This window comes from Mesorhizobium sp. M7A.F.Ca.US.014.04.1.1, assembly GCF_003998745.1.
Lineage (GTDB): Bacteria > Pseudomonadota > Alphaproteobacteria > Rhizobiales > Rhizobiaceae > Mesorhizobium > Mesorhizobium ciceri.
Map to the genome: position 1 here is coordinate 5,732 of NZ_RZRW01000062.1, position 10,728 is coordinate 16,459.

Annotated in this window: 13 protein-coding genes and 1 pseudogene; 2 read left to right on the top strand and 12 right to left on the bottom strand. The window is 63.9% G+C overall.

Translation table 11 applies throughout. The features are described from left to right. Both EOA22_RS38685 and EOA22_RS06715 read right to left on the bottom strand, forming a co-directional pair. Positions 1-694: pseudogene (locus tag EOA22_RS38685) on the bottom strand (GGDEF domain-containing protein); the annotation flags it as partial. Between the two features lie 73 nt (positions 695-767). Further along, positions 768-1,964 carry a GGDEF domain-containing protein gene (locus EOA22_RS06715; RefSeq protein ID WP_063169532.1) on the bottom strand — a complete coding sequence of 399 codons (1,197 nt, stop codon included), beginning with the start codon at positions 1,962-1,964 and terminating at the stop codon, positions 768-770. A 159-nt stretch (positions 1,965-2,123) separates the two neighbouring features. On the opposite strand from EOA22_RS06715, the gene EOA22_RS06720 reads away from it, so the two are divergent. Further along, positions 2,124-2,441 carry a hypothetical protein gene (locus EOA22_RS06720; protein ID WP_013528869.1) on the top strand — a complete coding sequence of 106 codons (318 nt, stop codon included), beginning with the start codon at positions 2,124-2,126 and terminating at the stop codon, positions 2,439-2,441. A gap of 38 nt (positions 2,442-2,479) precedes the next feature. On the opposite strand, the gene leuC is transcribed toward EOA22_RS06720, so the two are convergent. The 8 genes from leuC to rplS form a co-directional block, all read right to left on the bottom strand. Next, complete coding sequence (gene leuC / locus EOA22_RS06725; RefSeq protein WP_063169533.1) at positions 2,480-3,889, bottom strand: 3-isopropylmalate dehydratase large subunit; 1,410 nt, start codon at positions 3,887-3,889, stop codon at positions 2,480-2,482. 81 nt (positions 3,890-3,970) lie between these two features. Further along, entirely contained in the window at positions 3,971-4,099 is a 129-nt protein-coding gene (locus tag EOA22_RS39505) for a hypothetical protein (RefSeq protein ID WP_281040756.1), read from the bottom strand. Between the two features lie 117 nt (positions 4,100-4,216). After that, the gene (locus tag EOA22_RS06735) at positions 4,217-4,852 is read right to left on the bottom strand and encodes a class I SAM-dependent methyltransferase (protein ID WP_063169534.1); all 636 of its coding nucleotides are present in this window, start codon (positions 4,850-4,852) and stop codon (positions 4,217-4,219) included. A 54-nt stretch (positions 4,853-4,906) separates the two neighbouring features. Continuing rightward, positions 4,907-5,716, bottom strand: coding sequence for an amino acid ABC transporter permease (locus EOA22_RS06740; RefSeq protein WP_027163295.1), 810 nt, complete (start codon positions 5,714-5,716; stop codon positions 4,907-4,909). A gap of 201 nt (positions 5,717-5,917) precedes the next feature. After that, on the bottom strand, positions 5,918-6,715 hold the full coding sequence (locus EOA22_RS06750) for a transporter substrate-binding domain-containing protein (protein ID WP_013528864.1): 798 nt from the start codon (positions 6,713-6,715) through the stop codon (positions 5,918-5,920). A 177-nt stretch (positions 6,716-6,892) separates the two neighbouring features. Further along, the gene (locus EOA22_RS06755) at positions 6,893-7,402 is read right to left on the bottom strand and encodes a MarR family transcriptional regulator (protein ID WP_013528863.1); all 510 of its coding nucleotides are present in this window, start codon (positions 7,400-7,402) and stop codon (positions 6,893-6,895) included. After that, entirely contained in the window at positions 7,399-7,812 is a 414-nt protein-coding gene (locus EOA22_RS06760; protein WP_013528862.1) for an organic hydroperoxide resistance protein, read from the bottom strand. The genes EOA22_RS06755 and EOA22_RS06760 overlap by 4 nt, the downstream gene beginning before the upstream one ends. 156 nt (positions 7,813-7,968) lie before the next feature. Beyond that, complete coding sequence (gene rplS, locus EOA22_RS06765; protein ID WP_013528861.1) at positions 7,969-8,520, bottom strand: 50S ribosomal protein L19; 552 nt, start codon at positions 8,518-8,520, stop codon at positions 7,969-7,971. 329 nt (positions 8,521-8,849) lie between these two features. Here rplS and EOA22_RS06775 point away from each other — a divergent pair, with 329 nt between their 5' ends. Next, positions 8,850-9,602, top strand: a complete 753-nt coding sequence (locus tag EOA22_RS06775; protein ID WP_063169535.1) for a sulfite exporter TauE/SafE family protein — start codon at positions 8,850-8,852, stop codon at positions 9,600-9,602. Here EOA22_RS06775 and trmD read toward each other — a convergent pair. Both trmD and rimM read right to left on the bottom strand, forming a co-directional pair. Next, positions 9,584-10,285, bottom strand: coding sequence for a tRNA (guanosine(37)-N1)-methyltransferase TrmD (trmD, locus tag EOA22_RS06780; protein ID WP_013528859.1), 702 nt, complete (start codon positions 10,283-10,285; stop codon positions 9,584-9,586). The genes EOA22_RS06775 and trmD overlap by 19 nt on opposite strands. Next, positions 10,282-10,728, bottom strand: a 447-nt coding sequence (rimM, locus tag EOA22_RS06785; protein ID WP_127389892.1) for a ribosome maturation factor RimM, incomplete at its 5' end; no start/stop codon positions are given. The genes rimM and trmD, both read right to left, overlap by 4 nt.

Below are 10,728 nucleotides of genomic sequence, written 5' to 3' on the forward strand. Positions count from 1 at the left end.
GGCGCGAAAGCGTGTCCGTCTCCGACTTCGACGTCACTTCGGCAAGCACGTCGCGAACCAGGATGGCCAGCATCAGCAGCGCCAGCGCCAGCGCAAAGACAGTGCCGAGCGATTGCGACACCAGCGCGTAGTTGCTTTGCAGATAGGCTTGCGGATTGGCGCCCCAGCCGCCGAGCGCATGGGCGATGAATGGCTTGGAGGCAAACTGCAGGCCGCTCGCCGCCAGCACGGCCATCAATATGCGATCGAGACGGGCAAGCTTTTGCCTCGATGACCAGACGATGGCCAGCCCGATGAACTGCATGACCGCATAGGGAAGCTGGTAAGCCATGATGCGGATCAGCGACTGGCGGGGCAGGTCCTGTACGAAATACACAGCTATGGTGGTGGCCAACAGGAAAAACAGCATCGCCTTCCAGGGCGGCGCCACGCCGTATTTGCGGGCAAGCCCGCCATTGAACGCAATGGTGGCGGCAAGGAAGACCGCGAAGGCGGCAACGACCGGGAGCCGCGCGTCGGCAAAAGCGGGAATGGAGAATTCGATGGCCGAATAGGCCATGCCCAGCAGATAGCCAAATGCCAGCCAGCGCGCCGGCGCCCGGCCGACATCGTGGAAGGCGACCGCCATGAAGCAGGCCGCCAGCAGGCCGGCAACCGACAGATTGATCAACAGGATGAAGTTGGCGCCGCTCATGTTCTCCCGCACCCGCGCCGACAGCTAATCATCGACGGGCGAAGAAGACGTTAACGTCCTGGCCGGCCAGGATTCAGCCGGTCTTGAGCGGCTCCGGCAGGAACGCCGTTTCCGGCCGCTCATAGGACAGGCGTACACTGTCGCGGCCGTTCTTCTTGGCCTTGTAGAGCGCATCGTCGGCACGGCGCATCAGCGGCTCCAGCGCCTCGTCACCGCTGCGGGCCGCCACGCCGAAGCTTGCCGTCACCTTCGTTCCCTGGGGAAGCCCGTCGACATGGCCGGCCGAATAGACCGTGCGCACCGCTTCGGCGAACAGCCGTGCCGCGGCAAGATCGCTGAGTGGCAGCAGCACGGCGAATTCCTCGCCGCCGATACGCCCGGCAACACCGCGCGCGCCGGCCGCCGACCGAAGCTTGGCGGCGAAATCGGCAATCACGCGATCGCCCGCCCCATGCCCATGCACATCGTTGAGCGCCTTGAAATGATCGAGGTCGGCCAGCACCAACGCGACCGGGAACCGCGCCGAGGCGCAGTGCCGCAAGAGCAGCATGCCGCGCTCCTCGAAGCCACGCCGGTTGAGCAGGCCCGACAGGGGGTCGGTAAAGGTCTCGGTCTTCAACGCCTTCAACACGTCGAGTGCCGCGGCGGAAAACAGGCACAGCGCGATAAGCAGCGACAGCAGCGCGTGCGACAGCAGCGCCGTCGTCCAGTAGGACGAGCCATAGAACCCGTCATAGCTCGTGAAGGGCCCGTGCGCGATGACGACGATAAGGGTGCGCACGAAGAAGTTGACGCCCGACAGCAGCGACAGCACGAACAGGATTTTCTCGGTCGGGCCGTTGTTGCGCACCGGGCGCAGTTCGGCGGCAACCAGAAGGCTGATACCGCCGAAAGCGAAGTTCATCGCCAGGATGCGCCAGGTGAGATCCGGCGCGATGAACAGGAACCAGCAGAACGACGCCAGTCCCCCGCAGGCCAGCGCGCCGATCCCCACATAGGGCACCTTGCGGCCATAGCGGTGGACGATGGCGCCGGCCAGGCAGCAGCCGGCGATGCTGAAGCAGATGTTCGACACCAGCTTGGTCAGCGGCATGCCGATCGGCAAGGTGAAATACTGAAGCAGGAAGCCCACCGCCGAGAGACTGTAGCTGAGCGCCAGCACGGCCAGATAGGGGCGGTGGCGCTGATAGGACCATAGCACGAGGAACGCCGCGCCGAGCGCCAGCGCGATCGTCGGGTTAAGCAGCGCTATGAGCAGACCCGTGTCCAAACGACTATGACTTCCCCTCGCTTACGTCGGGGAAGAGCTTAGAGGGCAAGCCCAAACAAGCGGTTAAGCCTCGCCGCAAGCAGGACCGCCATCTCAAAATAATGTCAGGGAACCGCCGTCTCCGGTCAGCGTTCCTTCGTTGACAATCTGGAGCGACCGATGGCCGACACAATCACACTGACCGACCACGATGCGATCCGCTCGTGGGCTGCCGGGCGCGCCGGCTTTCCCGCAATCGTCGACATCTCGCCCGAAGCGGGGACGCAGCCCATGTTGAGGCTGGTCTTCGGCCAGCACGCCTATCAGGATCAGGACCAGCCTGAACGGCCGCTCAATGCGGGGGGCTATGAACTCGTCGAATGGGACGAATGGTTCAAGCTCTTCGAAGAACAACAGCTTGCGCTTGTGGTCGCGGCCGAACAGCCCGGACGCCGCGAGGAGTTCCACGAACTCGTCCGCCGCGACGGGAAGCGTTGACCCGAGCCGGGTGCGGCTCGGGTCCGTTCAAGTCTGGACTACTTCCACTCGCGAATGTCGACGAAGTGGCCGGCGATCGCCGCCGCGGCCGCCATCGCCGGCGACACCAGATGGGTGCGGCCCTTGAAGCCTTGCCGGCCCTCGAAATTGCGGTTCGAAGTCGAGGCGCAGCGTTCATGCGGCTTCAGCCGGTCGTCGTTCATGGCCAGGCACATCGAGCAGCCCGGCTCGCGCCAATCGAAACCGGCGGCGACAAAGATCTTGTCGAGGCCTTCGGCTTCCGCCTGTTCCTTGACCAGGCCGGAGCCCGGCACGATCATCGCATCGACATGCGGGCTGACCGTCTTGCCTTCGACCACCTTGGCGACGGCGCGCAGATCCTCGATGCGGCCATTGGTGCAGGAACCGATGAAGACGCGGTCGAGCGTGATGTCGGTGATCCTGGTGCCCGGCGTCAGACCCATATAGTCGAGCGCGCGCTGCTTGGAGGTGCGCTTGTTCTCATCGGTGATGTCGTCCGGGTTCGGCACGATGCCTTGCACCGACACGACGTCCTCGGGCGAAGAGCCCCAGGAGACGATCGGCGGCAGCTTGGCCGCGTCGAGCACGATCACCTTGTCGAAATGCGCGCCCTCGTCGGACTGTAGCGTCTTCCAGTATTCGAGTGCCGCATCCCAGGCCGCGCCCTTCGGCGCGCGGGGCTTGTCCTTGACATAGGCGAAGGTCGTCTCGTCCGCGGCGATCAGGCCGGCGCGCGCGCCGCCTTCGATCGACATGTTGCAGATCGTCATGCGGCCCTCCATCGACAGCGCACGGATCGCCTCGCCGGCATATTCGATGACATAGCCGGTGCCACCGGCAGTGCCGATCTCGCCGATGATGGCCAGGATGATGTCCTTGGCGGTGACACCTTCCGGCAATTGGCCGTCGACACGCACCAGCATGTTCTTGGCCTTGCGCTGGATCAGCGTCTGCGTCGCCAGAACATGCTCGACCTCGGATGTGCCGATGCCATGCGCCAGCGCGCCGAAAGCGCCGTGCGTCGAGGTGTGGCTGTCGCCGCAGACGATGGTCATGCCGGGCAGTGTAAAGCCCTGCTCCGGACCGATGATGTGGACGATGCCCTGGCGGATATCGTTCTCGGAATAATATTCGACGCCGAAATCCCTGGCGTTCTTGGCCAGCGCCTCGACCTGGATGCGGCTTTCCTCGTTCTTGATGCCGAACTTGCGCTCGGGCGAAGTCGAGACATTGTGATCGACCACGGCCAGCGTCTTTTCCGGATGCCGGACTTTACGGCCGGTCATGCGCAGGCCTTCGAAGGCCTGCGGACTGGTCACTTCATGGACCAGGTGGCGGTCGATGTAGAGCAGGCAGGTGCCGTCTTCCTGGCGATCGACGACATGGTCGTCGAAAATCTTGTCGTAGAGGGTGCGCGGTGCGCTCATGTGCGTAAATCCGTCGATATGAGAATGGGAAAGAGCAGGTGCCGGACCTCCGGCCCGGCGAAACGACCCCGATGGGTCGGCCTAGGGTAGTCGGCTGGTCAGCGCCCCGGACACGCGCGCGGAGAAGCGCGACGGCAGGCGTTTTCTGTCCTGCAGCACGAACCCCTTGTAGGCCGGATCGCCAAAAAGCTCTTCCATGGCGTGGCTCATATCAATGTTTTGGGTTTTCGGCAATTGGAAGCTGCCTTCGCAGAACTCGGGTTCCTCGTCCTCACTTCCACACCTTCAGGGGGAGAGGAAGGAAGCCAAGATCGGAGAACGCGCCGCTCAGATCACTTCAAACACAAAAGTCTTCACCAGCGCATCCGGCTCGGCGATCGCATAGCAGCGGAACCACGGGCTTTCCTCGACCGGCCGCCATTTCCCAGTCTGCTCCAACTCATCGAACACCGCCTGGAAGCCGCCGCTCTCGAACACCCGGTCGCGCACGGTGAAGATCGCATGGCCGCCCTTGCGGGTGATGCGCACCAGTTCGTGCAGGCCTGTCGCCGGCGCATGGCTGATGGTGAACACGCCTGTCGAGAAGAAGGCGCGGAAATACCCGTCCGGCCACGGCAGCGGACCGCCCAGCATTGCCTGCTTCAGTTCGCTGTAGGCATTGCGGCTGCCGGCGATCTTCAGCATATCGTCCGAGAGGTCGAGCCCCGCAATGTCGCGGTAGCCGAGCGCATTCAGCGACGGTCCCGACAGGCCGGTGCCGCAGCCGGCATCGAGCAACGGGCCATCGCCCGCCGGCACATGGCGCGCCACCCAGGCGGTGATCAGGAAAGGCAGGAGGTAGCCGAGCGAGGCGGTCTCGCTGTCATAGGTCCCGGCCCATGCGGCATAGGCCTCTTCAAGCGCTTCCGGCGTGTCGGCCGTATAGACGGAATCCAGCGCCGCATTGGCTTTGTCGACGATCATGGGACCTCCTCAACGGGAATGCTCGGGGATCGTAGCGCTGCCTTGGCCGAAAAACTATTCCTCGTGCTGGCGGCGCAGCCGCCGTTCCAGCGCCCTGAGCGCCAGCGACAGGCCGACGGTCAGGATGAGGTAGATGTAGGCTGTTATCGAATAGGTCTCGAAGAAGCGAAAGGAGCCGGCGGCGTAGACCTTGCCCATCTGCGTGATGTCGGCAACGCCGAGCACCGAGACCAGCGAGGAATCCTTGACCAGTGCGACGAAATCATTGCCGAGGGGCGGCAGGATGGTGCGGATCGCCTGTGGAAACACGATGAGCCGGAAACGCTGCGCGCGGGTCAGCCCGAGCGCCTTCGCCGCTTCGATCTGGCCCTTCTCCACCGCCTGGATGCCGGCCCGGAAAACCTCCGAGATGAAAGCCGAATAGCCGATGGTCAGCGCCATGATGGCGCGCCACAACAGCGACACGTCGCGCACCAAAAGCTCGCCGAACAGGCCGGCGCTTTGCAGCGGCGCGGTCAGCGCGTTCCAGGCCGCGACGAAGGCCGGCGCGCCGGCAAAGGCGATCCAGAACAACAGCACCAGGATCGGCACGCCGCGGATGATCTCGACATAGAAGCGCGCGATCTGGCGCAGCCAGCGCGAACCCGACATTCCCATCAGCGCGATGCCGAGCCCAATGGCCGACGCCAGCACGAAGGCAATCACGGTGACGAAGATGGTGACGCCGATGCCCTTGGCGACCGTGGCGAACACCTGGGCATAGAGATTGCTGGTGGCGACGAAGACGGCCACCGCGATCGCGATGGTCACGGCCACGACGAGCCACCAGGGGAAGTCGGCTTTGGAGGAAGAGGCGGGAGGCATCAAAAGGATTGCGCCAAGGCAGCCCCCTCTGGCCTGCCGGCCATCTCCCCCTCAAGGGGGGAGATTGGCAGCTTCGTCGACGGCACTCTTTTTACAACTTTGGTGATTGGTGAAAGCGGAAAAAACAGCCAATCTCCCCCCTTGAGGGGGAGATGCCCGGCAAGGCAGAGGGGGGCGTTCAAGCGCGAAGTCAGTGCGAAATCACTGCCCCATCTTGTAATCAAGAAACCACTTCTTGTTCAGCGCATCGAACGTCCCGTCCGCCTTCAACGCCGCAATCGCCGCATTGACCGGCTTCACCAGGTCGGAACCCTTCGGGAAGATGAAGCCGAAATCCTCGGTGCCGAGCGGTCCGCCGATCAGCTTCAGCTTGCCCTCGGAGGCGTCGACATAGCCCTTCCCCGCGGTGCCGTCGGTCAAGACGACGTCAACGTCGCCGGATTTCAGTGCCTGCACCGTGGCGCCGAAGGTCTCGAACAGCTTGATGCGCGGGTTCTGCTCATTGCCGTCGAGCACGCTGTAGACGGCGGTGTAGAAGGGCGTGGTACCGGCCTGCGCGCCGATCAGCCCATCCTTGAAGGCGCCGAAGGTCTTGGCGTCGGTGAAACGGCTTTCATCGCCGCGCACCAGCATGAACTGTTCCGAGCGCATATAGGGGTCGGAGAAATCGACCTTCTCCTTGCGGTCGTCCTTGATGGTGATGCCGGTCATGCCGATGTTGTACTGGTTGTCGGAAACCGCCTGGATCATCGCGTCCCAGGATGTGTTCTGGTACTCGACGGCGAAATTCAGCCGCTTGGCGATCTCGTTCATCGCATCATATTCCCAGCCGATCTGCTTGCCGGTCTTGGCATCGATGAACTGCAGCGGCGGATAGGCGTTTTCGGTCACAACCACCACCTTTTTGCCGCCGAGGTCGGGCAGCGCCTGCGCAAAGGCGGCAACGGGTACCAGGACGAGGGCAAGCAGGCCTGCCAGCAGCAGTTTCGATTTGGTCATGACACACTCCCCGGAAATTGAAGGACCCGGGCACGGCCGGGCTTGTAGGAAAATCCGGCGCCGACTTTAGCTTTCCGCAAGCGTCATGCAAGACGGTCCGCTGCGTCAGCGCGCGCGAAAAGGGATTCCGATGCCTTCATTTCCGGGATTCAGGAATGAACGGTGTCGCGGCAGCGATCAGCTCCGCTTCACGATGCCGGCATCCGCCTTGCGCAAGCCGGAGACGAACCGTGTCAGCGTGCGGTGCAGGGATTTCAACTCGTCGGCATCCAGCGGCAGGTTGCAAAGCATCGCCGCCGGCACGCTTTTGGCCTGCTCACGCAACGCTTGTCCCTTCGCTGTCGGCTCGACCAGAACCCGGCGCTCGTCGGCGGGGTCGCGCCGGCGTGTGACCAGGCCACCGGCCTCCAGCCGCTTGAGCAGCGGCGTCAGCGTCGCCGAATCCAGCCCGAGCGCTTCGCCAAGCTCGCCGACCGTGCTTGGAGCCCGTTCCCAGAGCGCCAACATGGCCAGATATTGCGGATAGGTCAGGCCGAGCGGATCGAGCAGCGGGCGGTAGAGCTTCGTCATCAGCCCGCTTGCCGAATAGAGCGCGAAGCAGAGCTGTTGGTCGAGCCGCGGAACGTGAAACGTCCCGGTGGCCTCCGCCGGGACGTCCCTGGTGCTCTTTGTCGTCTTTTCCGTCATGCCGCCTTTACCGAAAGCGCTACGTCGACATTGCCCCTGATGGCGTTGGAATAGGGGCAGATCTTGTGCGCCTCCGATACAAGCGCTTCCGCCGCCGCCTGATCAAGGCCTTTCGTTTCCGCCGCGAGCGCGACACCGAGCTTAAAGCCTTCGCCATCGGGAAGCAGGCTGACGGTGGAGGTTACCCCGGCATCCGTCAGCGACAGCTTCTGTTTGCGCGCGACAAAGCGGATGGCGCTTTCGAAGCAGGCGGCATAGCCGATAGCGAACAGTTGCTCGGGATTGGTGGCGCCCCCCGGCCCGCCGAGTTCTTTGGGCATTGCCAGATCGACCTTGAGCAGACCGTCGCTGGTCTCGCCATGGCCGGCGCGGCCGCCGGTGACGTGAGCCTGTGTGGTGTAGAGTGCCATATCAAATCTCCAATTACTTTGTGCGCGATTATTTAGTTCACAAAGTAATGCGCCGTCAACAGCCGGATCCTGTGTCTGGCGCTGAAAGCGTTCACAGTCTGGTGAAACGAAAAAAGGCGGCCGAAGCCGCCTTTTTGAATGGGATTTCCGAAAACCTTATTCGGCAGGGGTCGCTTCTGCGGCGGCCTTGGCTGCTGCTTCGGCCTCGGCGGCGGCCTTCTTCTCGGCGGCGTCCTGGGCGGCCTTCTCGACGGCCAGGGCCTCGGCTGCTGCCACCTTCTCGGCTTCGATACGGGCCTTCTCGGCGTTCAGCGCATCGCGCTCCTCATCGTTCAGCTTGCGGGCGCGCACGCCGGTGTTTTCAGAAATACGGGCCGATTTGCCGCGACGATCGCGCAGGTAGTAGAGCTTGGCGCGACGCACCTTGCCGCGGCGAACGATCTCGACGCCTTCAACCATCGGCGAGTAGACCGGGAACACGCGCTCGACACCTTCGCCGTAGGAAATCTTGCGAACCGTGAAGTTCTCCTGGAAGCCGGCGCCGGCGCGGGCGATGACGACGCCCTCATAGGCCTGGACGCGGGTGCGGGTGCCTTCGGTCACGCGGACCTGGACGCGCACGGTGTCGCCGGGCTGGAATTCGGGAAGCTTGCGCTTGGCTTCGATCTTGGCGGCCTGTTCGGCCTCGAGCTGACGGAGAATATCCATCTCAAAAGTCCACTTCTTGTTCTTCCGACAGTCAGAGCGTCCGACACTCGCCTTGCAGTTCCATTGACCGCTTGGCTATGCCTTTTGTCTCCAAGACATTTGTCTTTGAAACATCAGGCAGGGGCGACTACACCGTCATTGTTGACGGGTCCGGCAGATTCTTTCTGGCCGGTACGGGCGGGCACATACAGCTATTTCGCCGCTTTGTCACGCCTTGGGCGCGCATTTTCTGCTCGCATGGCACCATCGTAATCCTGCCGTGCCGGGTTGCGCCGGTCGTTCAGGCTTTCTAAAGCCTGAAATAACACAGTTTTGAGCGGCCGCAATTCATGTCTGTCTTCGATGCCATCGTGCTGTTTCTAGCGGGCTTTCTGTCAGGCGCCGCCAATGCGGTCGCCGGTGGCGGCACCTTCATCACCTTCGGCGCCATGACGTTGGTCGGCCTGCCGCCGATCGTTGCCAACGCCACCTCCTCGGTGACGCAATTTCCAGGCTACATCACCTCGACCCTCGCCTACTCGGCCGATATCAGGCACTTCTGGCGCGGCGCGCTGCTGCTGTGCCTGATCTCGGCCGTGGGCGCACTGGCCGGCGCTCTGATCCTTTTGGCGCTCGACAATCCCTCGTTTCGCGCTCTGGTGCCGTGGCTGCTGCTAGCCGCGACGGCCCTGTTCGCCGCCGGCCCCTGGCTGAAACCAGTGCCAAAGCCCGGCCATGAAGCGGCGGTGGGCTCGCTGGCCGGCTCGCTCGCGCAGTTTCTCACCGCCATCTATGGGGGCTTCTTCGGCGCCGGCATGGGCGTGATGATGCTGGCGACGCTCGGCCTCACCCAGGCCGGCGACTATCACCGGCTGAACGCGTTGAAGAACATGCTGGCCATGGTCATCGCCGCTGTCGCGATCGTCGTCTTCGTCTCGGGCGGCGTCGTCGCCTGGCCGCAGGCGATCATCATGATCCCGGGCGGCGCGCTCGGCGGCTATGCCGGCGTCTGGATCGCCAAGCGGGTGCCGCAAAACGCCGTGCGCGGCTTCGTCGTCGCCGTCGGCCTGTTTTTGGCCTTCTATTATTTTGCCAAGGGCTGAGCAGCGGCAAGCAGGTCCGGACGCCTCTCGGCTGTCAGTCTTTCTGACTCCGCCCGCCGCCAGGCGGCGATCTTCTTGTGATTGCCGGAAATCAGGACCTCGGGAATGTCACGGCCTTCGAACTCCTGCGGCCGCGTATAGTGCGGATGTTCGAGCAGGCCGTTTTCAAAACTCTCTTCCTCGCCCGACATCGCGTTGCCCATGACCCCGGGCAGCAGCCGCACCACCGCGTCGAGCAGCACAAGGGCGGCCGGCTCACCACCCGAGAGAATGAAATCGCCGATCGAGACTTCCTCCAATCCCCGCGCGTCGATCACCCGCTGGTCGACGCCTTCGAAGCGGCCGCACAGGATGACGGCGCCCGGCCCAGCGGCCAGCTCGCGCACACGCGCCTGGGTCAGCGGCTTGCCGCGCGGGCTCATCAGCAGCCGGGGCCGCGCATCGCCTTCCGGCGAAGCATGGTCGATGGCTTTCGCCAGCACGTCGGCGCGCATCACCATGCCGGCGCCGCCGCCGGCGGGCGTGTCGTCGACGGTGCGATGGCGGTCGGTGGCGAAGTCGCGGATCTGGATCGTCTCCAGCGACCACGTCCCGGCCTCGAGCGCCCGGCCGGCCAACGACAGGCCGAGCGCGCCGGGAAACATCTCGGGGTAAAGCGTCAGCACCGAAGCGGAAAAACTCACCGGTTGCCCCCGGCATCGCTCGGTCCGCGCGGCCTGCCCTTCGGATCGAAGTCTTCCTCACGCGGACCACCGCCATCCTCGTCATCGACCAGCCCGGCTGCCGCCGGATCGACACGAACAAAACCCTCGGCGATCGACACTTGCGGTACGGCAGCCTGTGTGAACGGGATCAGCACGCCCTTGCGCCCGCCCAGCGTCACGTCGAGAATGTCGCCGCCGCCGAAATTGTGCACCGCGACCACCTTGCCAAGCACGGCACCCGTGTCGTCGCGGACTTCGAGGCCGACGAGGTCGGCATGGTAGAATTCGTCTTCCTCGCCATCGTCCGGCAGCATCGAACGGTCGACGAACAGCTCCGTGCCGGCCAGCGCCTCGGCCGCATTGCGGTCGGCAATGCCCTTGAAACGGACCACGACGACGGTGTTGGCGGGCCCGATGTCGAC

Excerpts from the sequence above, each read along its gene's own strand:
- EOA22_RS06720 (WP_013528869.1), top strand. The coding sequence starts at position 2,124 with ATGGCCGACACAATCACACTGACCGACCACGATGCGATCCGCTCGTGG.
- leuC (WP_063169533.1), bottom strand. The coding sequence starts at position 3,889 with ATGAGCGCACCGCGCACCCTCTACGACAAGATTTTCGACGACCATGTC.
- EOA22_RS39505 (WP_281040756.1), bottom strand. The coding sequence starts at position 4,099 with ATGAGCCACGCCATGGAAGAGCTTTTTGGCGATCCGGCCTACAAGGGG.
- EOA22_RS06735 (WP_063169534.1), bottom strand. The coding sequence starts at position 4,852 with ATGATCGTCGACAAAGCCAATGCGGCGCTGGATTCCGTCTATACGGCC.
- EOA22_RS06740 (WP_027163295.1), bottom strand. The coding sequence starts at position 5,716 with ATGCCTCCCGCCTCTTCCTCCAAAGCCGACTTCCCCTGGTGGCTCGTC.
- EOA22_RS06750 (WP_013528864.1), bottom strand. The coding sequence starts at position 6,715 with ATGACCAAATCGAAACTGCTGCTGGCAGGCCTGCTTGCCCTCGTCCTG.
- EOA22_RS06755 (WP_013528863.1), bottom strand. The coding sequence starts at position 7,402 with ATGACGGAAAAGACGACAAAGAGCACCAGGGACGTCCCGGCGGAGGCC.
- EOA22_RS06760 (WP_013528862.1), bottom strand. The coding sequence starts at position 7,812 with ATGGCACTCTACACCACACAGGCTCACGTCACCGGCGGCCGCGCCGGC.
- rplS (WP_013528861.1), bottom strand. The coding sequence starts at position 8,520 with ATGGATATTCTCCGTCAGCTCGAGGCCGAACAGGCCGCCAAGATCGAA.
- EOA22_RS06775 (WP_063169535.1), top strand. The coding sequence starts at position 8,850 with ATGTCTGTCTTCGATGCCATCGTGCTGTTTCTAGCGGGCTTTCTGTCA.